The organism is Gemmatimonadaceae bacterium (assembly GCA_035533755.1).
Taxonomy (GTDB): domain Bacteria; phylum Gemmatimonadota; class Gemmatimonadetes; order Gemmatimonadales; family Gemmatimonadaceae; genus JAGWRI01.
The window spans coordinates 29656-56284 of sequence record DATLTC010000062.1 but is presented as its reverse complement, the minus strand read 5'-3'; the positions used below and the strand labels follow the sequence as shown (position 1 = coordinate 56284).

Here is a 26629-nt window from a genome sequence, read left to right as displayed (position 1 = left end):
TCATCCGGGTCTCTCGCGACGGTGCGTTTGTCCGTGCGCCGCAAGCCAGAGCGCGCCGCCCGGAAGGTCGGCGTCGGCCCAACGGGCCCGGAGGCGCGCCGGGGGCTCGGTCACCGGTTCGTCGGTGAGTCGAAACGTTCCCCAGTGGATCGGCAGCAGGGTCGGCGCCGGCGCGTCAGGATGCCCGCGGCTCAGATCGCCGTACGCCTCCAGCGCGTCCTCCGGATTCATGTGCACGCTCCCCATGAACCAGCGCGGCTCGTACGCGCCCACCGGGAGCAGCACAAGGTCGAACGGACCATGACGTTCGGCGATCTGGCCAAACTCTGGGTGGTACGCCGTGTCGCCGGCAAAGTACACGCGCCAGCCGTCGTTGGCGATCGTCCACCCGCACCAGAGCGTCTTGCCTCGATCCCATGGGGTGCGCGCACTGAAATGGCGCGCCGGCACACACGCCACCTCGGCGTCCGCCACGCGGTCGGTCGCCCACCAGTCGAGTTCGTGCACCTGCCGCACCCCCCACCGCCGCAGCAGGCGGGCCACGCCGAGCGGCGCCATCCAGACCGCCTCCGCATGCCGCGACTGCAGACCCTTAACGGTTTGCTCATCTAGATGGTCGTAGTGATTGTGCGAGATCAGCACCATGTCGACCGGCGGCAGCGCGTCCAGCGCCACCGCCGGCGGCACCACTCGCGCCGGTCCGGCCCAGGAAAGCGGACTCGCCCGTTGGCTCCACATCGGATCGGTCAGGACATTGAGACTCCCGATCTGGAGCAGTGTCGTCGCGTGGCCCACCCATGTGGCGGTCAGCGTTTCCGGGGCCGCCCGCGGCCGGTCGAACGAGCTCGCCACCCGTGGCAGTGTTCCCGGAAGCAGCGGCGGCACCGGTGGCTTCGCCCGCCGCTCGCGCCGCCAACGCATGAGCTCGCCGAACCCGTGCGCCCTATCCCCGGGCCACGGGTTCTCAAAACGGCCGTCCGCGCGGCGGTGCGCCGGCCGCGCCGTTTCCCGGATTGCTCCGCTCATGCTGCCCTCCCTTCCCATCGCGTCGCCAGGAAAGATACGCCGACGCGATCGGCCCCATCACCGGCGGCCCGGCGCGGAGTCGACCACCGGCCGGGCCGCGCCCTTCCGTTTGCCGGGTTCCATGCGCCAGCTTGTCCCACATCCCCGCCCAAGGTTTCGCCCATGAACCGCCTCCTCCTGCTGTGTGCGCTCGCAACCGCCTGTGCGTCGCAGCAGCCGCAGATGATGTCCCCTGTTCGCATCGATCCCGTCGCCACCGCCGCCGCGATGGCGGGCGCCGGCACCTCGGTGCGCACGCTCGCCGACGATCCGTTCACGCGCATCGATCACATGTGGCTGCCCGCGCCCAATCGATACCGCAGCGCCGACGGCCAACCCGGCCCCGCCTATTGGCAGCAGCGGGCCGACTATCGCATCGACGCCTCGCTCGATACCACCAACCGCACCGTACGCGGCCACGTGGCCATTCACTACACCAACAACTCCCCCGACACGCTGCGCTTCGTGTGGCTGCAGGTCGATCAGAATCTCTACGCTCCGGGAAGCAAAGGATCGGCGCTCTTCACGCCCGATTCTCGGTGGGGCGTCCGCGGATTCGAGGGCGGCGACGCGCTGTCCGATCTGCGAGTGGATGGGCAACCGGCCGCCGGACACGTCGATGACACGATGATGCGTATCGATCTCGACCGCCCCCTGGCGCCTGGCGGCGACACCGCGAACATCGCCATGGATTTTGCGTTCCGCGTTCCCGACCACGGCTCCGACCGCATGGGACGCGACGGCACGCTCTACGAGATCGCGCAGTGGTATCCTCGAATGGTCGTGTACGACGACGTCCGCGGGTGGAACACCGACCCCTATCTGGGCCAGGGCGAGTTCTACCTCGAATACGGCACCTTTGACTACGCCGTCACCGTCCCCGCGGGCTACACGGTGGCCGGCAGCGGCATGCTGCAGAACGACAGTGAGGTACTCAGCCCCGCCGAGCGGGAGCGCCTTGCCCAGGCCATGCGCACCGAGCAGCAGGTCAGCGTCATCACCCGCGACGAAGCCCGGGCCCGCGTCACGCCGGGCACCAGGACCTGGCGCTTCCACGCCGACAGCGTGCGTGACGTGGCGTGGGCCGCGGCGCCCGATTTCCGTTGGGATGCCACCAGCTGGCACGGCGTGCGCATCCAGGCCTTCTATCAATACCCCAAGGCCGGTAGCGCCTGGGAAACCGGCGCCGAACAGACCCAATGGACCATCAAGACATACTCGCAACTGTGGTACCCATATCCTTACCCCAGCGCCACCTCCGTGGCCGGGCCGGTCGGCGGCATGGAATATCCGATGTTCGTCATGGTGCACTACGGCACCGGCCAAGCGAACTCCACGTTCGGAACCATCGATCATGAACACGGCCACGAATGGTTCCCGATGATCGTCGGGTCCAACGAGCGCCGCTATGCCTGGCAGGACGAGGGCTTCAACACCTATCAGAACGCCTTCTCCAACGAGCGCCGCTACCCCGGCACGAGCGCGTTCGCCGGATACATGCAGAGTTGGCGCCAGGCCGTTGACCAACGCGTCGACGTCCCCCTCCTCACCCCGCCCGATCGCATCGACGCCCGCGCCCTCGGCGCGATCGGATATCGCAAGCCGGGCGCCGTGCTGCTCGCGCTCCGCGACAACGTGATCGGACGCGAAACCATGGACCGCGCCATGCGCGAGTACGTGCGGCGATGGGCATTCAAGCACCCGACCCCCGCCGATTTCTTCCGCACCGTGGAGAATGTCTCCGGCGAGGATCTCAGCTGGTTCTGGCACGCCTTCTGGTACACCACGGATGTGCTGGACATCGGCATCGACCGCGTCGGCATGCGGACCGTCGACGGCCAGCGCGTGGCCGACATCACCCTCACCAAGCACACGTCCGTTCCGTTTCCGGTCGCGCTTCGCGTGAAGTACGCCGATGGCTCTACGCAGGACTTTCGCTTCCCGGTGCAGGTCTGGAACATCGGAGATCACTACACGGCCTCCATTCCGGCCCGCGGCCAGGTGGTGGGCGTGCACCTCTGGCCCGATCCCGATGTGCCCGACTGGAACCCGGCAAATGACGTCTGGGGCGATGCGCCGGCGGTTGATGCCGGAATGCCGTCTACCGGCGGAGGACTGGCTTACCCCATCGGCTCCAGACCGTGACCCGACAGGTGTAGCACGCGTCTCCCGCGCGGACTAGATTTCGGGATTGTGCGCCCCCTGGCCCGCATCTCGGTGCGGGCACTGCCGTTATCCGACAACCCGGAGTGTGGAATGCCAGGTTTCGGCGTGTTGGCCGCTCGATGGTGGATCCCGTTGCTGTTCATCCTGGTCGCTGGGCATATCACGAACGTATGCGTCACGCTGTTCCTGCATCGGGCCCAGACCCATCGCGGTGTTCGTCTGCACTACCTGGCGGCGCTGCCCATGCGGCTGTGGCTGTGGCTTACCACCGCCATCGTCACCAAGGAATGGGTAGCCTGTCACCGCAAGCACCACGCATTCGCCGACCGCGAAGGTGATCCGCACAGCCCGCTCCTTGAAGGGCTCCGCAACATCGTGCTCAAGGGCGCCTTCTATTACCGGAAGGCTGTCCGCCAACCAGGAATCCTCGAGAAGTACGGCAGGGGTACCCCCAACGACTGGATCGAACGCCATCTGCTGTCGCCCCTCAACTGGCTCGGCATCCTGGTCATGCTCGGCATCGACATCTACCTGTTCGGATTCTTCGTCGGGCCCCTCGTCTGGGCCGTGCAGATGCTGTGGATCCCCTTCTGGGCGGCCGGCGTGGTGAACGGCATCGGCCATGCCCTCGGCTACCGGAATTTCGACGTCAAAGACGCGAGCCGGAACATCGTCCCCATCGCCTTCTGGCTCGGCGGCGAGGAACTGCACAACAACCATCACGCCGATCCCCGGTCCGCCAAGTTCAAAGCCAAGTGGTACGAGTTCGACATCGGGTGGACGTACATCAGACTGCTGCAGCTGTTCGGCCTCGCGAAGGTCGAATACGCGCGCGAAACCTGATGCGGACGTCGCCTCCCTCCCGATGACGGACATCACCTGCACACGCTGCGGTCAGACCAAGGCGGGATTCGAGCGCGCGCCATTCCCGGGCCCGGTCGGCGCGCGGGTCGTGGCCGAGATCTGCCGGGACTGCTGGGCCCTCTGGCTCAAGCAGCAGACCATGCTCATCAATCACTACGGATTGAATGTCATGGATCCGCAAGCGCGAAGCTTCCTGACGCGAAACATGCAGGCGTTCCTCTTCAACGCAGGCCAGGAAGAGGACGTCGACACAAGCAAGAAGGGCTCCATCACCTGGTAGCGAGTTAACCGGTGTGCCGATCTGTTGACGGTCGGCCACCCGCCTCGTATATACCACCGCGCTAACAATGCAGACACCGGGCCTCGCGATCGCGGGGCCCTTGACTTTAGTAGCTACACGCTACTAATTCGCGCGTGATGCGCGAACGCCCCTCCTCCCCTTCTTCCACCGCGCGCCAGACGACGCTGTCTGTGGACATCGTCGTGCTCACCCCGCGCGCCAAGCGACTGGCCGTTCTCGTCGCGAAGGCACCCGACACACATTCCCGCGAGCGGTGGATCCTGCCCTGGGATGCCCCGCGTGGTGAAGAATCACTCGCTGATGCGGCGGCGCGCGTCGCCCGAGCCGCCCTCGGCACTGCGCCCGCGGCCCTCGAACAGATCGCCGCATTCGGCGACAACCGCCGCCATCCCGGCGACGCCGAACTCTCGGTCGGGTTCTTCGCACTCATGCCCAACGGAGATTACCTCCCGTCGGGGTCGGAGTCCACTTGGTTCGACGCCGAGGAACTCCCGGCCGTGTTTCCACGTCAGCGCGCCATCATCGATGCAGCATTCGATGCCGTTCGCGCGCGCCTCGACCAATCGCCGCTGGCCTTTCGCCTCCTGCCGCCAACATTCACGCTCAGTGAGCTACAGGCCGTCTACGAGATCCTCCTCGGGCGCCGGCTCCACAAGGCCAGCTTCCGTCGCGCCCTGCAGGCGGCCTACCTCGTGGAACCCACCGACGAGTGGCGAAGCGAGGGACGCGGCCGACCCGCTCAACTCTTCCGATACGCCCCGCGGAAGCGTCGCGACCGGCGACGCGGCGTGCGCTTCGATCTGGTCTCGGGCTAGCGCCGGCGGCCGGCCTCGTTGCAGGGTCGCCACTTGACCGATCGGCTATTTAGTAGCAATATGTATTTAAGATCAAATAGCGAACGGATATGCTCGCCTTTCTCGACATGCTCTGCGCGGCGCTCACCGCGCATGACCCGGATCAGATCCGGCGCATCCTGCGCCACCCCCTGGCCCGCACCCTGCCTCCCGCGGTGCGCCTCGAAGCATTGGCCATCGCGCGCGCCGGCGCCGACGGCACCATACCTCCGGTGCGAGCACTGCACTTCTATTACCAGACGCTGCAGCTGCTCGCCGGCGGCGAGCGGCCCCGCGAAGCCACGTTCGATCCGCCGCCCGCCGGGTATCGCACCTGGCGGTCCATGGCCACCGCCCACTGAACGGCGCCCCCCCATAGCAACAAGCGCCGCGGCTGAGGCCGCGGCGCTTGTTGCGTCTGTGCGACGTGGGACTAGACCTTCGTCACTTCGGCCGCTTGAGGTCCCTTCTGCCCCTGGACGATCTCGAATTCCACCGCGTCGCCCTCAGCCAGGGATTTGAATCCGCTGCCCTGAATGGCGCTGTAGTGCACGAATACGTCCGGCCCACCTTCGTGGGAGATGAAGCCAAAACCCTTCGCGTCGTTGAACCACTTTACGGTGCCGGTGATGCGAGCCATGGAATCGTGCTCCCAAATGAAGGTGCGATCTGCGGTGCGGCGCCGGCTCAGTTCACCGTTACGCTGCTCCCACAGCGGCGCCGGCAACATACCGTGCGATCCGTCCGCAATCGCGGCAGCGGAGGGTCACCTGAGAGCGTGGCGGCGCCGGGCTCACGCTCGGAGTACGTTCGATCTTGCCGGAACAGGAAGGACAACTGAGCGGTTCTCGGCTCCGGTCACTGGCAATGAGATGTAAGGCTTGCGCTGGGTTGAAGGTTGCCGGTCTCGGCTTGCGCATGAATCCTCCGTTGGCACTGCAAGGCCCGTGAGGGGAAACTCGCACCCACGCAGCCTGAAAAAGAGAGCCACCGTGTCATGTAACACGAAGCTGGCCAATGCTTTCTGGAAGCCGCCCGACGGAGAATCTGGCGCCGAAGTCGGCGCGGTTCCCTTTCGAAACGGGTCCCTTGGGCATACGCAGCCCTGTGCGCAATCGCTGACCGGGCCGTCGTCGGCCCAAACCTGACAGGCAAGACGGACCGGCGGCATCGGCTTTTACCGCACCGTTAGTCGGAGGTTCCCCTTCACGGCCAGTCGTGCGGCCGCCGCCAGATGCGGTGTCCCACTCGCCAGGGCCGACGGTCGGAGAACTCCGTCCCGCCCGCGAACTCGGCATCGTCGGCAATCGACTCGAGCATGTCATTGCCTTTGGCCGAGGTCTCGTCGGCCCAATGCACGATCTCGGCCTCGGCCGTCATCGGCTGGACAGGACTGCCGAACTCGAGTGACCCGTGGTGGGATAAGACCATATGCTGCAATTCCATAAGCTGCCCCGGCGTGCACACGCCGGGATGCGCCAGCACACGCTCGGTAAGCATCAGGCACCCGAGCACCACGTGCCCCAGCAGGTTCCCGCGGGTCGTGTACGCGAAGGCACCGCGCTCTATGGCGTAAGACTCGACCTTGCCGATGTCGTGCAGTAGCGAACCTGCCACCACCAGATCCGCATCCGCCTGCAGAGCCCGCGCCGCGGACTTCGCAATCGCGGTCACTTCCACGATGTGCTTCAGGAGCCCACCCACCTTGGCGTGGTGCCCCACCACGGAGCCCGGGGTCCGCTCGAACGCCTCGCGGAACGTGTCGTCCCGGAAGAACAGGTCCAGCACTCCCTTTAGTGTTGCCGAGCCCATCTCCCCTCGGGTGCGATCCAGCCAATCCCAGAGCCGCACTGGATCTTCGGAAATCCGGGCCACGAAGTCGTCCAGCCGAATCTGATCGGCCGGAATCACCCGCAGCGCGCTCGTCAATTGAATCTGGCGCTTGCCGCGATAGGCGCTCACGTCGCCGATCACCTGTACCACCCGGCCGCGTTCGGCGCCTTCGGCCCACGGCATCTTGTCCGACCATATCGGCGCCGACTCGATGCGCCCCGTCGCGTTGCCCAGCGTCAACACGACGAACGGATCTCCGGCCGCTTGCTTGCGCTCCACGCGGTCCAGCACCATCAACTCGTGTTGCACGCGCTCGCCCACGGCGAGCTTGGTCAGATCGAGAGGTGCCATGTGACCAGGATGGCGCAGCCGGTGCCGCCGGTTGTCATCATTCGAGTGCTAACTGACATAGACGATGTCGCCGTCTTCGCTGATCCCCAGTTCGTGCACGGCGTCACAGACCCCGCACGTCTTCGTCGCCACCCAGGCGGCCCCGACGCTCTTCTGCAGTTCCGCGTCCGCCGGTTTTACCGACAGCTTCTTGTAGTTGTATTCGCCGCACACCTCGCAGGCGTGCGATCGCGCGATCCGCTCCGCGCGATCTTTCGTGATTTTCGCCACTCACTTCTCCGTGGACGATGATGGCTTCTGCAGCATCTGGCGCAGGCCTCCCACGGCACTCAGCATTCCCACCGCTTCGGACGGCAGGAACAGCGTGGAGCCCTTTCCTTCAGCGAGCTTCGGGAGCGCTTCCAGATACTTCAGCCCCAGCAGATACGTTGCCGCCTGCCCGTCCGGGAGCGCGGCCGCGATACGACGGATGGCTTCCGCTTCGGCGTCGGCCATCGCCAACCGCGCTTCGGCCAGGCCCTGCGCACGCAGCACCGCCGCTTCCTTCTCGCCTTCCGCTTTCCGGACCTGGGATTCCCGCGATCCTTCGGATTCCAGGATCTGCGCGCGCTTGCTGGCTTCGGCATTGGTCACCGCGGCGCGGCGCTCGCGCTCGGCGCGCATCTGCAACTCCATCGACTGCTGGATGTCGCGCGGCGGTTCGATCGCCTGCAGTTCCACGCGCGTGACGTCCACTCCCCAGCCGATCGACGCTTCTTCGATCACCTCGCGCATCCGGCGGTTGATCTGGTCACGGCTCGCCAACGTCTGATCCAGCTCCATCTCACCCACGATGTTGCGCAGCGTCGTGCGCGTGAGCGTTTCCAGGGCGTACGGCAGGTTCTGCACCGCGTACGTCGCTTTCTGGGGGTCGGCGATCCGGTAATACAGCACCGCGTCGATGTCGATCGTCACGTTGTCCTTGGTGATCACCGGCTGGCTCGGAAAGTTCAACACCTGCTCGCGCAGGTCGATGCGCGGGGTCGAGCGCGACGCGATACGTCGTTGTCCACCCACGTCCGATTCCAGAAATCGTACGTCAATGGCCCGCGGCCGTTCGATGAACGGAATCAGGATGTTGAATCCGGAACGCGCCAGGCGATGAAAGCGGCCCAGACGTTCGACGACCATCACCTCTGCTTGACCGATGATCTTGAAGGACTTCGACGCGACGAACACCGCGAGGACGATGACGATGACGAGGGCGGGCAGCGCTTCCATACGGTCTCCAGTGCGAAGGGCTCGTGATGGATTGTACGATACCGCTACAGCCGGAGCAACGAGCCGGCGCCGTGGGAGATCAGCCAGTCGGCGGTGAGGACGAAAACCCGCTCCCGACCGTAGTCCACGGTGATCACATGCCCACCCTCCGATACCCATTCGAGTCGCTTCTCCAAGCTGCCCAATCGGTCGAAACTTCGCTCGGCCACCGCGGTGCTCACCCGGTTGTCCTGCCGCGATTGAATAATGAGCGTCGGGGTCCGGATGCCGGGCAAGGCAGCCGCGCCATCGTCCGACACGAGGCACAGCGCCCGGAGGGCGGCTGGCGTGAACACGCCGTAGGCGAGCCCCAACGCCGCCGCCGCCGGATCCCGAATGGATCGCGAATCTTCCGCCGAAAAGTACGGTGACACCAGCCAGGCGACGCGCCAGAACGCGGCAGCCACTCGCAACCGTCGCGGAAGCCCGAGATACGGCGCCAGGAGCACCAACGCCGGGGTGTCGGGCCGCGCGGCCGCGAGGCGTGCCGCCAATGCCCCGCCCATCGAGAGGCCCACGACGCCCACCCACGCATGCCGCGCGCGCAATTCGTCGTACGCGGCCATCGCCGCGTCCTGCCAGGCCCGCGCGCTCACGTGCCGGAAGTCCCTGACCGAGCGGCCATGGCCCGGCAGCAAGGGCGCGACCACCGCGAATCCGCGCGCGTGCAACCGCTCGCCGAGCAACCGCAACGTTTGCGGCGTGTCGCCGGCTCCGTGCAGAAGGAGCACGGCCGGTGCGCCGGCGCGCTCCAGGACGAACCCTTCGGCGCCCTGAACCACGCCGTCCGCATCGCGGGGGCGCGCCGCGTCTCGCGCTTCGGCGCGGTGCGTCAGTACCGCGCGAACCACGAGCCCCACGAGGACGGCAGCCACCCCCGCCACGAGCGCGGTCATGCGTTCATGGCCGGGATGGTCGGCACGCGTCCCCCCACGACGCCGGTCAGCGTGCCGAGGCCTCCCCACGCGCCGCCTGCAGCGCCGCGGTTGCTGCATCGAAGTGCGTGGCGAGATCCGCGATTTCGCGCGCCGTGCGCCCCTCGTCGTTGGCCCGGATGGCTTCGTTCACCGACGGGAAGACCATGTTCGCGTAACCGTTGTCCTCGTCCGCCACGTACATCAGGTTGCGGAACCAGGCCCGACCCTTGCCCTCGAGCCCTTGGGGCCGCGTCAGCGCGTGCTCCACGCCCCGGAGCGCGGCGTTGGTGCGCTCCAGTGCTTCTCTCGACGGCGCGCCTTCGAGCATCGCGTTGCGGGCGGCATTGAACGTGGTCGCCGCCGTCTCGAACCGGCCGAGCGCCGCCGCCACCGGCTCCATCGTATCCGGCCAGTGCTTCTTGGCCAGGGCACGGTTCATCGCCGGCAGATACTTCTTCATCGTCTGCGCGAATTCCACATAGTCGTATGGCAGGACGTCCGCGTCGGCGATCCGCAGAACCATCGCGGCGCCGATCTCGCCGGCCGCCGCGTGGTACTTGAACCCCGGATCGCCGAACTTCGACATCCAGTGGAAATCATCGTACTGCGAGTGGTACACGCCGCTCGGACCGCCGAATCCCCACTCGGCGATCGGGATTCCGAGATGGTTGTAGAACCCGGCGAAATCCGATCCACCGCCCGGATCGCCCATCGACGGCTCAACGCTGTCCGCGACCGCCGCCGCGAGCCGCCACTGGGCATAGACGCTCCCCTTGCCGTTGGGATCCGGCACTTCACGGGCCACGTCGCGCAAGGTGGATCGCAGCGACGGCGATCCGCCGCCGCCAAATTGCACGCCTTGTGCGGCCACATCCTGATTCAGGTACGCCGCTGCGCCCCGCAGCAGGCGGAGGGAATCGTCTTCCACGTATTCGGTCGAGCCGATCAGCCCCCACTCTTCCGCATCCCACGTGGCGAATACCACGGTGCGCAGTGGACGATGTCCCTTGCGCACCTCGTCGGCCACGGCACGCGCCGCTTCCAGCACGCTCACCGTGCCGCTCACGTTGTCGGCCGTTCCCGGCCCCCAGGCATCGCGGTGTCCGCCGATGATCACCATCTCATCCGGGAATTCGCTGCCCCGGATGATGCCGAAGGTGTCATAGATCTTCTTGTAGCCCTTGGTGGCGCGGTCGTCGCGCACTTCGACGCGCGCCCTCACCGGACCGGGTCCCACATGGTACCGGAACGGCAGGCCCCCCTGCCAACTCTGGGGAATCGCGGCGCCACGAAGATCCCGCAGCAGTTCCGCTGCATTGCCGTACCCGATCGCGATCACCGGGATGTGGGGCACGTCCATCTCGCTCAACGGAACGCGTTTCGCCCCTGCGGTGCTCGGATACCCCGGCGTCGATGGGTCGCCGTCCACGTTCAGGATGCTGCCGCGCTGCACCCCATCGGGCGACCGCATCGGACCCTCCGGGTACACATCACCGCGCACGTACCCGTCGTCCTGCGGATCGCTGTAGATGATCAGCGCAATCGCGCCGTGTTTTTCCGCTTCCCGGGCCTTGATCCCGCGGAAACTCCGTCCATAGCGCGCGACCACGATCTTTCCTCGCACCGAGATGCCCAGAGAATCGAGCTGCGCGTAGTCCTCGATCAATCCATAGTTCACGTACACCACGTCGCCGGTCACGTCCCCCACGCCGCTGTATCCGTTCACCGTGGGATATTGCGGAAGCGTGGACGTCGGATCGCCCTTCACCGGCGGTTCCGCCAGCGACAACTCCCGCGCACCGTGGTCCACGCGCCAGAGATGCACCGCGGTCGGAATCGGCATCCATACGTCGTACGTCCGCACCTCCGTTTCCAGTCCCCACGCCTTCATCTGCGCGATCACGTAGTCGCGTGTGCGCGCCTGGGCCGGCGTGCCCGATACATGAATTTCGCGAGACAGGATCCTGGAATGCGCTTTGGCGCTCGCCGCGGACGGCACCGTGATGGCGTCGGCTTCGATCGCGCGCTCGCGCGCCGCCGAGGTCGCGGTGTATCCCGTGAGCTGTTGCGCGGACAGCGGGGAGGCCAGAACGAGCAGGAGGGCGAGGGAGGACCGCATCGGCACGAAGGAACTCGCTGGAAAGAGGTACCCACGAAGCTATTCGTGGCGGCACGCACGGCAATGGCGGATGCGTGGCCGGTCTCAGTCCATGTCGACCAGCGCGGCCTCCAGGGCGCCTCGAATCCGCGCGTCCCGGTCGGGGCCCTCGGGCACCGCGCGCACGATGGCGGAGAACTGGCGAGCCATCTCCGCTTCGACGAACGACGGCGTCACCGGTGCGCCCAGCGCCTCGAGCGCCCGCTCGCTCAGCGCTCGCAGGATCTGCAGAGTCGCGGTGTCCAGGCCTGCTATCGAAACCGCCGGCGGTTGGCTGGCGCGCGTGCGGCGGCGAGTGGGAGCATCCACCATCGCCTGCACCGGCGCCAGGGTGACGATGAATGACCCCGGCGTGTTCTCCTCGATCGACGCGACCACTCCGAGCCGGCGCAGCAGCAGCAGGTGCCGCTCCACGGCGCTCCGCACCACCGACACGCCCCCGGGACTCTGATTCCCACGGCCGGTGATCACGAGAACCTCACCCGCCCGCTGCACCTGTTGCAGCCGGAGCCAACTGTCGACACGGGCCGCGGCTTCTCGTTGCGACGGCAGGCTGGCGCGGAGATTCAGCGTGCGTTCGCTCCCGAAGCGTATCTCCTCCAGCGCCTCGGACAGTCGGTTGGGATGCGGGTCGCCCTTGCGCTTCTTCACCAGAACAAGATGACGAGCATTCCGCTTCCGCGCGCGGTCAGGTCACGCGCCGCTCGCGGGCAAACCCCATCGCCACGCCCAGCCCCAGCAGAATGACCACGATCCCGGCCAGCCGCGCGCGCGGCGGAATCCACGGCCCCGCCACGTCGCGTCCGTACGTCCGCTGCGCCCATCCCACCAGCCAGTCGCCGAGCGACGCCTGCGTCACCGCGGCGTACGCGGAATCGGGCGGCAGTGGCGATGCCCAGAACTCGGCAAACCGCTCGCGCCCCAGCGCGTTGGCCAGGTCGGAGACAAGCCACCCCTGCGTCGGGCCCAGCTGAGCGTTCCAACCCCACATCATTCCATAAAGGCTGACACTCTCCACCCCTGCGACATGCGTCTGCCACGTCGTATCCACGACCGCTGGCGCCGGCCAAGTGAGCAACGCCCGCGCGCATCGCGGCGGATCCCCCGCCATGCACGCCGCGGCATCGGGCGCCAATTGGCTGCGCAACATCCATGTGGCCGATCCGAGTCCGGTCACGCTTGCGAGCGCGGTATCTCCGTACTGGATGGACTCGATCCATGGAATGGATTTCCGCGTCCAGTCCACGCTCTGCGCGAACGACCAGTCGGTTCCCTGCAGCCACTGCCGGATTCCGGACCCTGGCGGACCGAACGTGGCATACAGCGCGCAGGCGCTCAGCACCGTACGCGCCGCGCCGCGGGATACCAGTCCGTCGTGGGCAAGGTTCCTCGTCCAGCGCGTGTCCCTCTGAAACAGGACTCGAACCCGCACCAGCACCTGACAGTCCGGGTGCCCGGCATCGGGCAGGAAGGGATAACTGGACACCGGATACACGGACGTCGCCATCGGAAGGCCGTGATTGTAGTGCGAGGTGTCCTGCACCACCGCGACCGTGACCGGATACCGCGCGCCGACGTTCTGCGACATCCATTGCTGGCGCAACGATCCCTCCAGCGCCAGCGCGATGCGATCGGGAATCTGATGGTCCATCAGCACGCGGAGGCCGGAATCCCCACGGATGGGGGCAGCCGTTCGGAACGCCGAATCGCGGAGTTCCACCAGCCGCAGGTGCAGATTCGCCTGCCCGAGACGCGCTGCCGCGTCCGGCCATCCGAATCGCCGCACGTATCCCAATCCTGGAACGAATCGGGGAAGACGCGTCCCACCCAACACCGGCCGTGCATCCGACGGAGGAATCTGCCACACCGCCGCCGTGGCGCAGGCGAGGATCGCAACGGCCAGCCATCGACGAAACGTCAGCGCCATCGGGAACTCCCCAGCAGCGCCAGCGCGCCGCACGCCGCGACCCACGCCATGGCAACCGCCGCCAACTCCACGCTGATCGTCGCGTTGTCCGGCCGCGCCGCGATCACTCGCGACCGCCACGCGCGGAGCAGCGAATCCGTGGAAGCTCCCGACGCCGCGCCGAGCTGTGCCCCCGGATCGCCTGGCGCCGCGAGCATCCGTGCCATGGCGTCCGGTCCCCCGAGATCCATCGCCACCCGCACCACGCTCTGCTGCACGCTGGATCCCAACGGCGGCGCGATCTCGTTTGCCGGAATCAGCTCCATCAGCGAGTCACACGCCGTGCCGTTCCCGTCCGTGACGCACGCATCGTATTGCCGTTCGCGATTGGAACGCAACCGATAACGCGCCGCGCGCACGGCGGCGCGCCGTTCGGCGGCGTCGAACCACCGCATTGCCGGATCCTCCCGCCCGGTGATCCCCAGCGCCAGCGCGCAGCTCGTCATGTTCCCGTCAAAGCATCGATCCGCCACCCGGTGGCCCGAGGTCACCACACCGATCCGCGCGCCGATCCACGTGTCCCTGGTCGCCGAATCCACGGGAAGCGACGTCCCGAGCCAGTGCTGGAACTCCGGATCCAGCCGATGCGTTTCCACGTTTGCCCCGCGGCGCCACCACGCTTGAGCCACCGCGCGCACGGTGCCGTACTGTGATTCGGCCGCCACCTGCCGCCCCGCCTCGTCCAACTCCGCGATCCCGACCACTCGTTCGATTCCCATCTCGGCCGGCGCTGTCGTCAGTACGAACACGTGACCGCGCAGCGCATCCGCCTCCTTGCCGAACCGCGCCTCGAGGACGATCGCCGCCCGCGACGCCGATTCCCGCGCCAGCGCGTCCAGCGACGAATCCGCCAGGATCGTCAGCGGACCCACCCGCACCGTGTCTTGCGGCAGTCGGATGGCATTCGCCGAGTCCCGGGCGAGATATGCCCGGCCTTCGGCGCGCCACAGCGGAACCAGCGCCTGCACGCGGGCCCGGTACTCGGCGGCGGTCTGGCCGAGAACCGGGCGCGGGCTCCCCACCGCGGCGCCCGCGGCGATCACCCCCGCAATCCACCACCGTCGTGCCCTACACATCGATCAACATCCAGCGACCGTTGAACACCGACAGGATTCCCGGATACGCGATCAGGAAGTCCAGCACGTGGGAACCCACCTGCCAGTGCAACCCCACCGCGTCGGTGGTGAATTCCGCCACCAGCACCACGACGATCGCTCCCAGGATGTAGCTGGCCGCCCGCGCGGTCATCGCCGAGATCGCGAAGAAGATCGCGAACGACACCAGCGCCGCGAACGCGAACCGTAGGCACACGGCCACCGCGTACGTATGCAGTCCGGTCGGTACGTTCGTGACCGCCACCGCCAGCGCCGTCCCGACGCCCAGAGCAACAACCACCGGGAGCAGGAGCACCACGCCAGCTGCGAACCGGAGCAGCACGTACCGCCAGCGTGGCACCGGCAGCGCGAGCGCATACACGTGATGTCCGCGATGGTCCGACGCCCACGCCAGCCAGGCCACGATCAGCCCGAGGCTCGCCGCCAGCGTCGCGTACCCGATGCCCCATGCCGCCATCGCCGAGATCAACTCCTGCGGACTGCGGGCCATCGTCGCCGACCGCAGTGAGACGAGCGGCATCGCGAACGCGAGCACCAGGCAAACGAGCACCGCGACCCGTGTCCACTTCCATTGTGTCCTGAGTACGGCTCGGAACATCGGCATCTCCTATCGGCGATCGCGGAACGATCGGAGCAGTTCCACGAACCCGTCTTCGAGGTCGAGGTCGATCACATCCGTCACCGTCGCGCCCACCGACTCCACCTGTCCCAGCATGGCCGGCTCCCAGCCGCGCACCGTCCATTGTTCGGTGGCGCCCTCCGCCGGCGTCCGGCTCAATACGGTGAACGAGAGATCGTTCAACAACGCCGGGGCTCCCGTCACATGCAGGCGCTTGATGCCGTTCTTGAATTCGCGCATCGGCAACTCGGTCACGAGTTCCCCCTCGTCCATCACCGCGATCCAATCGCAGATGCGCTCCAACTCATGCACGAGATGGCTCGAGATGAGCACGGTGGCGTCGCGTTCGGAGACGTATGCGAGCAGCGCCTCCAACACGTCGCGCCGGACCACCGGATCGAGCCCGTCGGTCGGCTCGTCCAGCACCAGCAAGTCCGGCTGCTGCGCCAGCGCCAGCAGCATCATGAGCTTGCCCGTCTCACCCTTGGACAGCGCCCCCACCCCCTGATCGCCCTTGAGCCGGAACTGCTGTTGCAGGTCCCCCGCCCACCGGGCGTCCCAGCGCGCGTGGAACGCGGCATGGAATTCCATCGTCTCGCGTACCGTCAGCGACGGGTGCAGGTGCGGTCGATCCGGCACATACCCCACCCGCGCCAGCACCTGCACATAGCCCCTCGGCATCGAATCACCCAATACCGTGATGCTGCCGCCCTCCGCACGCAGGAGCCCCAGCAGCAATCGGATCGTCGTCGTCTTCCCCGCCCCGTTGGGACCGAGGAATCCGTAGATCGATCCGGTCGGTACGCGCATGCTCACGTCGCGGATCGAGAAGTGCTTCCCCGCCCGGTAGCGCAATCCCTGCGTCTCGACGGCCAGCGTCATCGATTGCCTCCGTTCAACTCGTGGTCGATGGCGTCGCGCAGATCCTCCGGCGACACCCCCAAGCGGCGTGCGTCGCGCATCAGATCGCGCACGAGCCGCCGGGCCGCGTTACGTCGTTCGCGCGACCGGAGATCCTTCCCGACTTCGAGCACGAACGTCCCCGCGCCATGGCGCGTGATCACGAACCCATCGTTTTCCAGTTCGCGGTACGCCTGCACCACCGTCGCCGGATTCACGCGGAGTTGCGCCGACAACTGCCGCACCGAGGGCAGCGCTTCGTCGGGGCGCAGGTCGCCCGCGGCGACGGCGAGCCGCACGCCGTCGGCGATCTGCGCATAGAGCGGAATGGGACTACGGGGGTCAAGGCGTTCGAACATGCGGGGACGGGGTCAGTGTATCGTTGTAGCGATACACTATGACTCCTGGCGCCGCGCGTCAAGCCCCCCGCCGCCGGCCCCGGGTCCGCGGGCCCCCTCATGCGCGCGAGCCGGCCGCGCTTCCGCGGCCGGCTCGCCTCATCCCGGTGCCCTGCGTGGCGCCGCGCTCAGGCGGCGATGTTCCAGGCTTCGAGTCGCAGATTCTTGGCAAAGCACCACTCGTCGCACGCGAACCGCCGCGCGCAGCCCAGACAGTCCCGCCGGATCTTCTCCGGGTAGCGTGCCCGGTCCACCTGCGCGTAGCCGCAGGCGTCGAAGAACTTGGGCTGCAGGGTCAGCGCGAACACGTCGAAGATGCCGCGCTTCATCGCCAACTGCTCCACGGCCTCCACGATCTTCCGGCCAAGACCCTGACCGTGCGCATCACGCGCCACCGCGATCGCCGCCACTTCGGCCACCGATGGCGAGTACTCCTTGAGCGCGCCGCACCCCACGATCTCGCCGCGTTCGTTCACCGCGACCATGAAATCGTCGATCGCCAACGCCACCATCTCCGGCGTGCGCCGCAGCATCAGCATCTCGTCGGCGAACTGGTTGTTCAGCCGCGAGATCGCCTCCGCCTCGTGCGGCCGCGCCGGCCGGATCTGGAGCCCCTCGGACATCAGAGAACGCTTTCGAGCACCGCGAGACCTTCCGCGAGCTCGTCTTTCGTCGCGATCAACGGCGGCACCAACCGCACGGTATAGTCGCCCGCCGTGCAGGTGAGCAGTCCTGCGGCCATCGCCTCGCTGACCACGTGCGACGCCGTCCCCATCACGTCCAGCCCCCACATGAAGCCCACCCCGCGCACGCCCCGGATGCGTCCCGTCCGCTGCGCGATCTCGCGGAGCTGATCGCCGAACCACGCCCCGGTTTCCGCGACGTGCGCCAGGAGCGTGGGATCCGACAGGCGATCCAGCACGTACGACGCCACCGACGACACGAATGGCCCTCCGCCGAACGTCGTGCCATGATCGCCCGGCTTGATGGCCGACGCGATCTCCTCGGTCACCAGGATGGCGCCCATCGGCAACCCGCCGGCGAGTGGCTTGGCCACGGTGAGGATGTCGGGCTCGATCCCGGCCTGCTCGTACGCGAACAGCGTGCCGGTACGCCCCAGCCCGCACTGGATCTCGTCCAGGATGAGCGCCACGTTGCGCTCCCTGGTCAGCGCCCGCAGTTCGCGCAGGAAGCCGTGGTCCAGCACCCGCACCCCTCCCTCCCCCTGCACGGGCTCCACGATCAAGGCCGCGGCCGTCTCGGGATCCAGCGCCTTGCTCACGTCGTCCAGATCCCGTTCGACAATGGATATGCCCCCCGCCAGCGGGCGGAACGGCAACCGGTACGCCGGACGGTCCGTGGCCGCGAGCGTGCCGAACAACCGTCCGTGAAACGCCCCGCGCAGCGCGACGATCTCGTGCTTCGCGTCGCTCAACGTGCGCGCCCAGCGGCGCGCGAATTTGAACGCGCCTTCGTTGGCTTCCCCGCCAGAATTGCAGAAGAACACCCGCGATGCGAACGACCGCTCCACGAGCTTCCGCGCCAACGCCTCGCCCGGCGCCGTGTGATACAGATTGGACGTGTGAATCAGGCCGTCGGCCGCGTGATGCAGCGCCGATCGCAATCCCGCGTCACTGTAGCCGAGGGCATTTACGGCGATCCCGGCCACGAAATCGAGGTAGCGCTTGCCCTCGCGGTCGAAGAGGTACACGCCTTCGCCCCGCACCATCTCGATGGGAGGCTGCTTGTACGTGCCCAGGATCGCATCGGGCGCTTCCTGGCGCGATTCACCCGCCGGCGTGCCGATCGACTCGGCCGTTCCTGCGCTGCTCGGATTCACCTCGCCTCCCCCGTCAGTGTGACCACCGTCCCCCGTTCCACATCCTCGAGCACCGACAGATCGCCGATGCGCACCCGCGGCACCCCGCCCCGCAACGCGGTCAGCGCCGCGTGGAGCTTGGCCGCCATCCCTCCCGCCGCGGTTCCGCGCGCCATCAGCGCCTCCGCCTCGTTCGCGCTCAACGTCGCCAGCGTCCGGTCGCCGTCCAGCACGCCCGGCACGTCGGACACCAGCAGCAGTTCGTCCGCGTCGAGCGCCATCGCGATCGCGGCCGCCGCGTCATCCGCATTCACGTTCAGCGCCGGACCCAGCTCGAGCCCGATGTTCCGGCTCACCGGCGACACCACCGGCAGGTATCCGCCGTCCAGGAGATGCCAGAGCAACGACGCATTCACGCGCTGGGGCTCGCCCACGTGTCCCAGGGCGTCGGCGTTCACCGGCGTCGCCGCGATCAGCGAAGCGTCCTCACCCGATACCCCCACCGCCCGCACTCCCTCGTGCACCAGCGCGGCCACCAGGCGCTTGTTGGCGCTCCCCGACAGCGCCATCCGCACCAGCTCCATGTCCCGCGCCGTCGTTACGCGACGACCATCCACGAACTCAGCGGTGAGTCCGAACGCAGTTTGCAGCGCCGTCACCTCGTCACCGCCTCCGTGCACCACCACGAGCGAACGCGCCATCGCATCCCAGGCCTCGGCGATCTGCAACGGCAGCGCGGGGTCGCTCTGGACGCGTCCCCCGACCTTGAGTACGCGCATCACGCGAGCAGGCCCGCCGTCTCGTCGAGCCCCAACATGAGATTGGCATTCTGCACCGCCTGCCCCGCCGCGCCCTTGACCAGGTTGTCGATTGCCGACAGGACGAGAAGCATAGGATTGGCCGTTCCCGCAAGAGGTTGTACCGCGATCTGTACCGCATTCCGGTACGCCACATTCCGCAGCCGAGGCGGCGTCGTGATCAGTTCAATGAACGGCTCGCCGGCATAGCGCTGACGCCACGGATCCATGGCGTCGTCAAGCGGCCGGCTCAACGTCACCGTGATCGACGACAGGATGCCGCGTGTGACTGGGAGCAGGTGCGGCGTGAACACGAGGTCCGCCTCACCACCCATCACGTCGAGCATCGCCCGCATCTCGTTCAGGTGCCGGTGCGTGTTGCCCACGCTGTACGCGCGATAATCCTCGGCCACTTCACCGAACAGCAGTTCCCGCTTGGGCGTGTTGCCGGCTCCCGTGACGCCGCTTGCCGAATTCGCGATGATGGCACTGCCCGCGGCCAGGAGGCCCCGCTCCACCAACGGCGCGATCGCCAGCAGGATCGAGGTGGGATAGCACCCCGGATTCGCCACCACCTCCGCGTGCCGCACGCGCTCCCGCGTCAACTCCGTCAGCCCGTACGGCGCGCCCTCGCATCCATTGCCGGGACGAAGGTCCGCGGAAAGGTCCACCACGCGAGCGCCCGCCGACCGGGCCGCCGCCACCCACGTCGCGGACGCCCCGTGCGGCAGGGCGCTGAACACCAGCGCCACGTCGCCCAACGGCGCATCCTCCGTGGCCATGAACGTCACGTCGCGGCCGAGCACGCGCACGCGTTGCCCGCGCTGTTCGTTGGCCGTCGCGAAGGCCAACTCGAGCGAGGGGTGCCGGTGCACCAGCGCGCAAAGCTCGCGGCCGGCATATCCGCTGGCCCCGAGAATTCCCACAGGGATCCTATTCACACGGAATGCATAATCATGCATATTGCTTCCGTCAACCCACGCGGGCGCCAAGCGCCCATTTTCGGAGCCCCATGGCCAACAAGACCGCACGCCACGCCGCCATCCTCGAACTCACCGGCGCATATGCCATCGGCAGCCACGAAGAACTGCGGCGGCAACTTGCCAAACGCGGCGTCGCCGTCACCCAGGCCACCCTGTCGCGCGACCTCCGCGAACTCGGATTGCTCCGCGTCCCCACCGACGCCGGCGCGCGCTACGTGCTCCCCGGAACGCTGGCCGACGACACCAAGCCATCACTCGAGGCGCTGCTCCCCCAGCTGTTCGCCAGCATCGCCGGCGTCAGCGAGCTCGTCGTGCTACACACGGTGGCGTCCGGCGCCCAGCCGATCTCCGAGGCCATCGACGCCGAGAATTGGCCGGAGGTGCTTGGCACCGTGGCCGGCGAAAACACCATCCTCGTCGTCTGCCGCTCAGCCTCGGCGCGCCAAGCCGTGGTGGCGCGCCTCACCCAACTCGCACGCAAATCGTGAGCGCAGGCCCCCGTTGGCGCCATTGACGGAGGTTCCGGAAATGATTAAATATGCATCCTGGCTGCATAAACTTGCCCCTTAGGAGTCTCCATGCCCCGCACCGTCGTCCTCGCCTACTCGGGCGGACTTGATACGTCGATCATCGTTCCCTGGCTGCGCGAGCATTACGACGCGCGCGTTATATGTGTGGCTGCCAACATCGGACAGGACGCGAGCGAGCTCAACGGCGTTCGCGAAAAAGCCTTGGCGTCCGGCGCCGAGGAATGCTACGTCGAGGATCTGCGCCAGGAGTTCGTGGAAGACTTCATCTTCCCTACCCTGCGCGCCGGCGCCATCTACAACCGGAAGTATCTCCTCGGCACCTCCATGGCTCGCCCCCTGATCGCCCGGCGACAGGTGGAAGTGGCCCGCGCCGTCGGCGCCGATGCGCTCGCCCACGGTTGCACCGGCAAGGGCAACGATCAGGTGCGGTTCGAACTCACCTACGCCAGCTTCGCGCCGGACCTTCCGGTCATCGCGCCCTGGCGCGAGTGGGACATTCGCAGCCGCGAGGACGCCATCGCCTACGCGCAGGCCCGCGGTATTCCCATCGCCGCCACCAAGGAGAAGATCTACTCCCGCGACGCCAACATCTGGCATCTGTCGCACGAGGGCGGAATTCTCGAAGACCCCAACGCTGCGCCGCCGGACGACCTGTTCCTGCTCACCACCAATCCGATCGAAGCGCCCGACACGCCGGAGGACGTCGTGATCGGCTTCGAGAAAGGCACCCCCGTCTCGGTCAACGGGCGTCCGCTGCCCGCCGTCGAACTCCTCACCACCCTCAACAAGATCGCGGGCCGGCATGGAGTCGGTCGCATCGATCTCGTGGAGGATCGCCTGGTCGGCATGAAGTCCCGCGGCGTCTATGAGACGCCCGGCGGCACCCTGCTCTACTCGGCGCACAGCGAACTCGAGCAGCTCGTGCTCGACCGCCGCACCCTGGCCGCCAAGGACATGATCGCGCCGCACTATGCCGACATCGTGTACGAGGGCCGGTGGTGGAGCATCGAGCGCGAGGCCTACGACGCGTTCGTCACCACGACGCAACAGCGCATCACGGGCACCGTGACCCTTCGGCTGTACAAGGGCTCCCTCACCGTCGTCGGCCGCCAGAGCATCCACGCCCTGTACGACGAGCGCTTCGTCACGTTCGGCGAAGATGACGTCTATCAGCAGAGCGACGCCGCCGGGTTCATCCGTCTGTTCGCGCTCCCGGCGCGCGTCCGCGCGCTCAAGGATCGCGAGCTCGCCGAGTCTGCGCCCGACGCGTCCCACGCCGACGAGAAGGCAGCCAAGCCATCGCTGGCGATCGCGTGACCGACCGTCCGCCGCCGGCTGGAGCCTCCAAGACGCACAAGCTATGGGGTGGTCGGTTCGGCGGCGGTCCCGCGCCGGCATTCGATGCCCTGAACAATTCCATCGGCGTCGATTTCCGCCTCTGGCCGTTCGATATCCAGCTGTCCAAAGCGTGGGCCGTGGCGCTGTGGAGCGCGAACGTGCTCTCGCTGGACGAGAGCCGGACGCTCGAGGCCGGCCTCGACGCCGTGGCCCGGCGTATCGGAGCCGGTGAGCCGCCGGCTCCGGGCGACGAGGACATCCACACCATGATCGACCGGCTGCTCCACGAGGAAGTCGGTGAGGTGGCTTCCAAGCTGCACACCGGACGGAGCCGCAATGACCAGGTGGCCACGGCAACACGCCTGTGGACGATGGACGCCGCCGCGCATCTCGATGCGGCCGTGCGGGACTTCCAGCGCGTGATTCTCGATCGCGCGGTCGAAGTCGAGGCGGTCCTCATGCCCGCGTACACGCACATGCAGCGCGCGCAGCCCATCTCCGCGGCGCACTGGCTGCTCGCGCATTTCTGGCCCCTCGACCGCGACCGCGCCCGCCTCCGCGCCGCGGCCCGTTCGGCCGCCGTCTTGCCTCTGGGCGCCGGTGCCGTCGCCGGGTGCGCATATCCCATTTCGCGCACGCTCCTCCAAGGGACGCTCGGCTTCGATGCGATCTCGCCCAACTCGATCGACGCCGTGAGCGATCGCGACTTTGTCGCCGAGATGCTGTTCGCCACCGCGCTTCTTGCGGCGCATCTGTCCCGGTTTGCCGAGGACCTCATCATCTACGGCACGGGCGAGTTCGGATTCGTCCAGTTCGGGGAGCGGTTCTCTTCCGGCTCCAGCATGATGCCGCAGAAGCGCAATCCCGACGCACTGGAAATCGCGCGCGGCAGCGCTGCTCGTCTCCTCGGCGACCTCACGGCGCTTCTCGCGACCATCAAGGGCCTGCCCAGCAGCTACAACAAGGATCTCCAGGACGACAAACGCGTGCTGTTCGACGCCGTCGACACGATGCTGTTGGTGCTACCAGCATTTTCGGGTAGCCTCGCGGAGTTGAGCTTCCGCGTCGATCGCATGCGGGCAGCGCTATCGAGTGGTCTCATGGCCACCGATCTCGCGGACTACCTCGTGCGCAAAGGGGCCACGTTTCGAGAAGCGCACGGCGCCGTCGGACATCTCGTGCGCGAAGCGGAGTCGCAGGGCAGGGAACTCGACGCCCTCCCAGTCACGTCGTTCGCCGCCGCCCATCCTCTGTTCGGGGAGGACGTCCTCCTCGCACTGTCTCCCGAGCGGTCCGTTCAGCATCGCGAGGTGGAAGGGGGAACGGGACCGGTTGCCGTACGTGCCCAGATCAAGGCAGCCAGAGAATCTGTGCGCTAGACATCTCACGGGCGAAAGAACAGCATGGGCGGTGTAATATTCCTATAAAATTAGGAATATTACCAGATATCGACAATCGCAGCAATTTATCCTAGTATTTAAGGATAATTATGCGTTCGTACGATATCTCCACCGCATCCATCGCTATCTCATCATCCCGTAAGTGGATAGACAATGTTGTCTCCCACTATACGATCCCTGGGGTGACGTCTCGCGCGCGAGGTGTCGAAAGAGGATTCTCGTTCGAGGCCATCGTCCTGCTCGATCTGACCCGTTTACTGGTCGCCGAGCTCGGGCTCCCGGTTCGACGTGCCGTGGACCTGGCAATCCATTTGCGCGAAGGCCACGGCGGGGAGATTGCGCTGATAGGCGGTATACGGCTGGCAATCGATCTCGACACCCACACCCGGCACGTTCAGCAACGCCTTCTTCAGGCAGCCGAGTCCGTGGCTCGGCCGCGACGCGGACGCCCGCCCCGACAGGCAGATCGGCACGAGACGCGTGAGACTTGATGACAAACGAGCCGGGAGATCCCGTTGGGGATCCCCCGGCTCATCGTCACGGGCCCGCCCTGTTACTGGGCCAGGCGAGACACGTTCTCTGCCGCGGGGCCCTTGGCGCCCTGCACGACATCGAACTCGACGGCTTCGCCTTCAGCAAGGGTCTTGAACCCGTTGCCCTGGATCGAACTGTAGTGGACGAAGCAGTCCTTCTCGCCGCTGTCCGGAGTGATGAAGCCGAAGCCCTTCGCGTCGTTGAACCACTTCACCTTGCCTGTCGTACGCATGTCCCACTCCTGAAAATACCCATTGTCTAGGGAGCGGAATGCGCCGTACCCCGACAATCCCTGATTCCGCAGACCGCCTGAGCGCTGCGGGGCTAATATGCTCTGAGCCAAGACCCTGAGGCCTTGGCTCAGCGGGGGCAAAGGTAGTGTACCCCCTATGGTCGGTCAATACCGGATTGAGGCGGTTTATGATGGCTGCTGAGTCCGGTAGGGCGGGGCGGTTGCGTCCCTCAATCCCCACGTTCCGAGCCTTCTGACGTCACGCATGGACCGAGTATTTTCAGATTCACCTTGTCCGGAGACTCCGTGAGCCTTGCCAGTCGCAGACGGACCGTCACAACCTGGGTTGGTCGGGTAGCGGTGGGATCCGATCACCCCGTGGTGGTCCAGTCGATGACAAACACGGACACCGCAGACGCATCCGCCACGGCGGCACAGGTCGTCGCGCTGGCCCGCGCCGGATCCCAGCTCGTGCGCATTACCGTCAACAACGATGAAGCCGCGCGCGCGGTGTCCGACATTGCCCGCCGCGTTGCCGACGACGGGGTGGATGTGCCGATCGTGGGAGATTTCCACTACAACGGCCATCTCCTGCTCGCGAAGTACCCAGACTGCGCCGCGGCGCTCGCGAAGTACCGCATCAATCCGGGAAACGTCGGCGGCAAGCGGCGCGACGAGAACTTCCGCACGATCGTGCAGATCGCCGTCGACCACGACAAGCCGGTCCGCATCGGAGTCAACTGGGGATCGCTCGACCAGGACCTGCTCACCCAGATGATGGACGAGAACGCCGGCCTGGCAATCCCACGTGACGCCAAGGACGTGTACATCGAGGCCATGCTGGCCAGTGCGCTCCGGTCCGCGACGTTGGCCGAAGAGGTCGGGATGGCACACGACCACATCATTATCTCGGCCAAGGTGTCGGGGGTTCAGGACCTCGTCACGGTGTATCGGCTCCTCGCCGATCGTTGCGACTATCCCCTGCACCTCGGGTTGACCGAAGCCGGCATGGGCACCAAGGGCATCGTGGCCAGCACGGCGGGGCTGTCCATCCTGCTCGCGGAGGGGATCGGCGATACCATTCGCGTGTCGCTCACCCCCAAGCCCAACGGCGACCGTACCGAAGAGGTCCTGGTTGCCCAGCAAATTCTCCAGTCCCTCGGCCTGCGCAGCTTCTCCCCGCAGGTCACGGCCTGTCCGGGCTGCGGCCGCACCACCTCGACGTTCTTCCAACACTTGGCCGAGGACATTCAGGGCTACATCCGCGAGCAGATGCCGCTGTGGCGCGACCGGCATCCCGGGGTCGAAGAGATGAAAGTTGCGGTGATGGGGTGCGTCGTGAACGGTCCCGGAGAATCCAAGCACGCCAACATCGGGATCTCGTTGCCCGGCACGTTCGAAGATCCGAAGGCTCCGGTGTACGTCGACGGCCAGCTGGTCTGCACGCTACGCGGCGACCACATCGTGCAGGAGTTTCTCGCCATGCTCGACGCCTACGTCGAACGGACCTATCCCGGAACGCCCGCCGGCCTGACCTGAGTCGCGCCCCTGCCATCGTCGGCGACTGCAGGGGTCAGATGCGACTCGTCGACGTGTGGATTTCGCTCTGCCGTTCGAGGGCTTCCACCACCTGGCCGAGCTCGTGCATGATCGGCGCCTCGAACCCCTGGTCCCGCAGCCGCTCGTACAGCCGCCGATACCATCGAATGGTTCCGTCCTTTCCCCAGTGGAACCGCCCCCACACCGAGTCCGGATCAATGGTGCGTTTGAGGTCGGCGAGGATGGTGCTCGCATTGTGGATGGCCTCGGCGGCAGCCACCCACCGCGCTCCGTCGGGCGCCTGCGCCAGGCGCGTCAGGTAGTCGTCCTTCCGCTCCTGGTGCGACAACTCCACGCCATCATCGTCCAGGATGCGTTCGGCCGCTGCGGTCGCTTTGCCCAGCGCCTCGGGGCCGAATTTGTCGCCAATGCGCTGCTCCAGCATGTCGCGCGTGTAGCGCTCGCGAATGCAGTCCTCGACCACGTCGTGCAGGATTCCCGCGACGATCGTGCTCTCGTCCTGGCCATAGCGAGTCAGGATGACGGCGATGTTGGCCCCATGCGTGCCGTACGGCAGCCGCGTGCCCTTCCGGACCTGCCGGTCGTTGTGCTTGGCCGCGAAGGCAAGCGCATGGTTGATGCGATCGGAATACCCGTGAACCATCATGCCGG

At 66.8% G+C, this 26629-nt stretch carries 29 protein-coding genes; 9 read left to right on the top strand and 20 right to left on the bottom strand.

The window, feature by feature from the left end; all coding sequences use genetic code 11:
• Positions 1 to 852, bottom strand: a complete 852-nt coding sequence (locus VNE60_09835; protein HVB31812.1) for an MBL fold metallo-hydrolase — start codon at positions 850 to 852, stop codon at positions 1 to 3.
• Positions 853 to 1188: 336 nt separating this feature from the next.
• On the opposite strand from VNE60_09835, the gene VNE60_09830 reads away from it, so the two are divergent.
• The 5 genes from VNE60_09830 to VNE60_09810 all read left to right on the top strand — a co-directional run bounded on the left by VNE60_09830 (position 1189) and on the right by VNE60_09810 (position 5591).
• Positions 1189 to 3210, top strand: coding sequence for a M1 family metallopeptidase (locus tag VNE60_09830; protein ID HVB31811.1), 2022 nt, complete (start codon positions 1189 to 1191; stop codon positions 3208 to 3210).
• Between the two features lie 111 nt (positions 3211 to 3321).
• On the top strand, positions 3322 to 4074 hold the full coding sequence (locus tag VNE60_09825; GenBank protein ID HVB31810.1) for a fatty acid desaturase: 753 nt from the start codon (positions 3322 to 3324) through the stop codon (positions 4072 to 4074).
• A gap of 22 nt (positions 4075 to 4096) precedes the next feature.
• Positions 4097 to 4375, top strand: a complete 279-nt coding sequence (locus tag VNE60_09820; protein HVB31809.1) for an oxidative damage protection protein — start codon at positions 4097 to 4099, stop codon at positions 4373 to 4375.
• 137 nt (positions 4376 to 4512) lie between these two features.
• On the top strand, positions 4513 to 5211 hold the full coding sequence (locus VNE60_09815) for an NUDIX domain-containing protein (GenBank protein ID HVB31808.1): 699 nt from the start codon (positions 4513 to 4515) through the stop codon (positions 5209 to 5211).
• Between the two features lie 89 nt (positions 5212 to 5300).
• Positions 5301 to 5591, top strand: a complete 291-nt coding sequence (locus VNE60_09810) for a hypothetical protein (protein ID HVB31807.1) — start codon at positions 5301 to 5303, stop codon at positions 5589 to 5591.
• Between the two features lie 71 nt (positions 5592 to 5662).
• Here VNE60_09810 and VNE60_09805 read toward each other — a convergent pair whose 3' ends face one another.
• From VNE60_09805 to argC, 16 genes are all read right to left on the bottom strand, one after another.
• Complete coding sequence (locus VNE60_09805) at positions 5663 to 5869, bottom strand: cold-shock protein (protein ID HVB31806.1); 207 nt, start codon at positions 5867 to 5869, stop codon at positions 5663 to 5665.
• Positions 5870 to 6435: 566 nt separating this feature from the next.
• Positions 6436 to 7413 carry an HD domain-containing protein gene (locus VNE60_09800; protein HVB31805.1) on the bottom strand — a complete coding sequence of 326 codons (978 nt, stop codon included), beginning with the start codon at positions 7411 to 7413 and terminating at the stop codon, positions 6436 to 6438.
• 48 nt (positions 7414 to 7461) lie between these two features.
• A complete protein-coding gene (locus VNE60_09795; protein HVB31804.1) occupies positions 7462 to 7683 on the bottom strand; it encodes a hypothetical protein in 222 nt (73 codons plus the stop codon).
• On the bottom strand, positions 7684 to 8673 hold the full coding sequence (locus VNE60_09790; GenBank protein ID HVB31803.1) for a stomatin-like protein: 990 nt from the start codon (positions 8671 to 8673) through the stop codon (positions 7684 to 7686). It lies immediately after the preceding gene.
• Positions 8674 to 8717: 44 nt separating this feature from the next.
• Positions 8718 to 9608 (bottom strand): alpha/beta fold hydrolase, encoded by an 891-nt coding sequence (locus tag VNE60_09785; GenBank protein HVB31802.1) that lies wholly within the window; start codon positions 9606 to 9608, stop codon positions 8718 to 8720.
• Between the two features lie 46 nt (positions 9609 to 9654).
• A complete protein-coding gene (locus tag VNE60_09780; protein HVB31801.1) occupies positions 9655 to 11748 on the bottom strand; it encodes a M20/M25/M40 family metallo-hydrolase in 2094 nt (697 codons plus the stop codon).
• 84 nt (positions 11749 to 11832) lie between these two features.
• Complete coding sequence (locus VNE60_09775; protein ID HVB31800.1) at positions 11833 to 12438, bottom strand: hypothetical protein; 606 nt, start codon at positions 12436 to 12438, stop codon at positions 11833 to 11835.
• 37 nt (positions 12439 to 12475) lie between these two features.
• A complete protein-coding gene (locus VNE60_09770) occupies positions 12476 to 13714 on the bottom strand; it encodes a hypothetical protein (protein ID HVB31799.1) in 1239 nt (412 codons plus the stop codon).
• Positions 13705 to 14829, bottom strand: a complete 1125-nt coding sequence (locus VNE60_09765; GenBank protein ID HVB31798.1) for a hypothetical protein — start codon at positions 14827 to 14829, stop codon at positions 13705 to 13707. The genes VNE60_09770 and VNE60_09765 overlap by 10 nt, the downstream gene beginning before the upstream one ends.
• Positions 14822 to 15418 carry a hypothetical protein gene (locus tag VNE60_09760; GenBank protein HVB31797.1) on the bottom strand — a complete coding sequence of 199 codons (597 nt, stop codon included), beginning with the start codon at positions 15416 to 15418 and terminating at the stop codon, positions 14822 to 14824. The genes VNE60_09765 and VNE60_09760 overlap by 8 nt, the downstream gene beginning before the upstream one ends.
• Before the next feature lie 57 nt (positions 15419 to 15475).
• Positions 15476 to 16369, bottom strand: coding sequence for an ABC transporter ATP-binding protein (locus tag VNE60_09755; protein HVB31796.1), 894 nt, complete (start codon positions 16367 to 16369; stop codon positions 15476 to 15478).
• On the bottom strand, positions 16366 to 16746 hold the full coding sequence (locus VNE60_09750; protein ID HVB31795.1) for a GntR family transcriptional regulator: 381 nt from the start codon (positions 16744 to 16746) through the stop codon (positions 16366 to 16368). Before VNE60_09750 ends, VNE60_09755 begins: the two co-directional genes overlap by 4 nt.
• Before the next feature lie 167 nt (positions 16747 to 16913).
• On the bottom strand, positions 16914 to 17408 hold the full coding sequence (locus VNE60_09745; GenBank protein ID HVB31794.1) for a GNAT family N-acetyltransferase: 495 nt from the start codon (positions 17406 to 17408) through the stop codon (positions 16914 to 16916).
• Entirely contained in the window at positions 17408 to 18625 is a 1218-nt protein-coding gene (locus VNE60_09740) for an acetylornithine/succinylornithine family transaminase (protein ID HVB31793.1), read from the bottom strand. Before VNE60_09740 ends, VNE60_09745 begins: the two co-directional genes overlap by 1 nt.
• The gene (gene argB / locus VNE60_09735) at positions 18622 to 19383 is read right to left on the bottom strand and encodes an acetylglutamate kinase (protein HVB31792.1); all 762 of its coding nucleotides are present in this window, start codon (positions 19381 to 19383) and stop codon (positions 18622 to 18624) included. The genes VNE60_09740 and argB overlap by 4 nt, the downstream gene beginning before the upstream one ends.
• Positions 19383 to 20327, bottom strand: a complete 945-nt coding sequence (gene argC / locus VNE60_09730; GenBank protein ID HVB31791.1) for an N-acetyl-gamma-glutamyl-phosphate reductase — start codon at positions 20325 to 20327, stop codon at positions 19383 to 19385. Before argC ends, argB begins: the two co-directional genes overlap by 1 nt.
• Before the next feature lie 86 nt (positions 20328 to 20413).
• Between argC and VNE60_09725 the strand changes: the two genes are divergently transcribed.
• The 3 genes from VNE60_09725 to argH all read left to right on the top strand — a co-directional run bounded on the left by VNE60_09725 (position 20414) and on the right by argH (position 23631).
• A complete protein-coding gene (locus tag VNE60_09725) occupies positions 20414 to 20872 on the top strand; it encodes a hypothetical protein (GenBank protein HVB31790.1) in 459 nt (152 codons plus the stop codon).
• Positions 20873 to 20962: 90 nt separating this feature from the next.
• Positions 20963 to 22231 (top strand): argininosuccinate synthase, encoded by a 1269-nt coding sequence (locus tag VNE60_09720; protein HVB31789.1) that lies wholly within the window; start codon positions 20963 to 20965, stop codon positions 22229 to 22231.
• Positions 22228 to 23631 (top strand): argininosuccinate lyase, encoded by a 1404-nt coding sequence (gene argH / locus VNE60_09715; protein ID HVB31788.1) that lies wholly within the window; start codon positions 22228 to 22230, stop codon positions 23629 to 23631. Before VNE60_09720 ends, argH begins: the two co-directional genes overlap by 4 nt.
• 275 nt (positions 23632 to 23906) lie before the next feature.
• Here argH and VNE60_09710 read toward each other — a convergent pair whose 3' ends face one another.
• Positions 23907 to 24125: a hypothetical protein gene (locus tag VNE60_09710; GenBank protein HVB31787.1), complete on the bottom strand. Its 219-nt coding sequence runs from the start codon at positions 24123 to 24125 to the stop codon at positions 23907 to 23909.
• Between the two features lie 80 nt (positions 24126 to 24205).
• Positions 24206 to 24418: a cold-shock protein gene (locus VNE60_09705; protein HVB31786.1), complete on the bottom strand. Its 213-nt coding sequence runs from the start codon at positions 24416 to 24418 to the stop codon at positions 24206 to 24208.
• Between the two features lie 306 nt (positions 24419 to 24724).
• Here VNE60_09705 and ispG point away from each other — a divergent pair, with 306 nt between their 5' ends.
• Positions 24725 to 25957, top strand: coding sequence for a flavodoxin-dependent (E)-4-hydroxy-3-methylbut-2-enyl-diphosphate synthase (gene ispG / locus VNE60_09700; GenBank protein HVB31785.1), 1233 nt, complete (start codon positions 24725 to 24727; stop codon positions 25955 to 25957).
• A 34-nt stretch (positions 25958 to 25991) separates the two neighbouring features.
• Here ispG and VNE60_09695 read toward each other — a convergent pair whose 3' ends face one another.
• A complete protein-coding gene (locus VNE60_09695; GenBank protein HVB31784.1) occupies positions 25992 to 26624 on the bottom strand; it encodes an HD domain-containing protein in 633 nt (210 codons plus the stop codon).
• Positions 26625 to 26629 lie beyond the last annotated feature (5 nt).

What these genes read in the sequence shown, in the direction of transcription:
- VNE60_09830 (HVB31811.1), top strand. Translation starts at nt 1,189, where the DNA reads ATGAACCGCCTCCTCCTGCTGTGTGCGCTCGCAACCGCCTGTGCGTCG.
- VNE60_09825 (HVB31810.1), top strand. Translation starts at nt 3,322, where the DNA reads ATGCCAGGTTTCGGCGTGTTGGCCGCTCGATGGTGGATCCCGTTGCTG.
- VNE60_09820 (HVB31809.1), top strand. Translation starts at nt 4,097, where the DNA reads ATGACGGACATCACCTGCACACGCTGCGGTCAGACCAAGGCGGGATTC.
- VNE60_09815 (HVB31808.1), top strand. Translation starts at nt 4,513, where the DNA reads ATGCGCGAACGCCCCTCCTCCCCTTCTTCCACCGCGCGCCAGACGACG.
- VNE60_09810 (HVB31807.1), top strand. Translation starts at nt 5,301, where the DNA reads ATGCTCGCCTTTCTCGACATGCTCTGCGCGGCGCTCACCGCGCATGAC.
- VNE60_09805 (HVB31806.1), bottom strand. Translation starts at nt 5,869, where the DNA reads ATGGCTCGCATCACCGGCACCGTAAAGTGGTTCAACGACGCGAAGGGT.
- VNE60_09800 (HVB31805.1), bottom strand. Translation starts at nt 7,413, where the DNA reads ATGGCACCTCTCGATCTGACCAAGCTCGCCGTGGGCGAGCGCGTGCAA.
- VNE60_09790 (HVB31803.1), bottom strand. Translation starts at nt 8,673, where the DNA reads ATGGAAGCGCTGCCCGCCCTCGTCATCGTCATCGTCCTCGCGGTGTTC.
- VNE60_09785 (HVB31802.1), bottom strand. Translation starts at nt 9,608, where the DNA reads ATGACCGCGCTCGTGGCGGGGGTGGCTGCCGTCCTCGTGGGGCTCGTG.
- VNE60_09780 (HVB31801.1), bottom strand. Translation starts at nt 11,748, where the DNA reads ATGCGGTCCTCCCTCGCCCTCCTGCTCGTTCTGGCCTCCCCGCTGTCC.
- VNE60_09770 (HVB31799.1), bottom strand. Translation starts at nt 13,714, where the DNA reads ATGGCGCTGACGTTTCGTCGATGGCTGGCCGTTGCGATCCTCGCCTGC.
- VNE60_09765 (HVB31798.1), bottom strand. Translation starts at nt 14,829, where the DNA reads ATGTGTAGGGCACGACGGTGGTGGATTGCGGGGGTGATCGCCGCGGGC.
- VNE60_09755 (HVB31796.1), bottom strand. Translation starts at nt 16,369, where the DNA reads ATGACGCTGGCCGTCGAGACGCAGGGATTGCGCTACCGGGCGGGGAAG.
- VNE60_09750 (HVB31795.1), bottom strand. Translation starts at nt 16,746, where the DNA reads ATGTTCGAACGCCTTGACCCCCGTAGTCCCATTCCGCTCTATGCGCAG.
- VNE60_09745 (HVB31794.1), bottom strand. Translation starts at nt 17,408, where the DNA reads ATGTCCGAGGGGCTCCAGATCCGGCCGGCGCGGCCGCACGAGGCGGAG.
- argB (HVB31792.1), bottom strand. Translation starts at nt 19,383, where the DNA reads ATGCGCGTACTCAAGGTCGGGGGACGCGTCCAGAGCGACCCCGCGCTG.
- VNE60_09725 (HVB31790.1), top strand. Translation starts at nt 20,414, where the DNA reads ATGGCCAACAAGACCGCACGCCACGCCGCCATCCTCGAACTCACCGGC.
- VNE60_09720 (HVB31789.1), top strand. Translation starts at nt 20,963, where the DNA reads ATGCCCCGCACCGTCGTCCTCGCCTACTCGGGCGGACTTGATACGTCG.
- VNE60_09705 (HVB31786.1), bottom strand. Translation starts at nt 24,418, where the DNA reads ATGCGTACGACAGGCAAGGTGAAGTGGTTCAACGACGCGAAGGGCTTC.
- VNE60_09695 (HVB31784.1), bottom strand. Translation starts at nt 26,624, where the DNA reads ATGATGGTTCACGGGTATTCCGATCGCATCAACCATGCGCTTGCCTTC.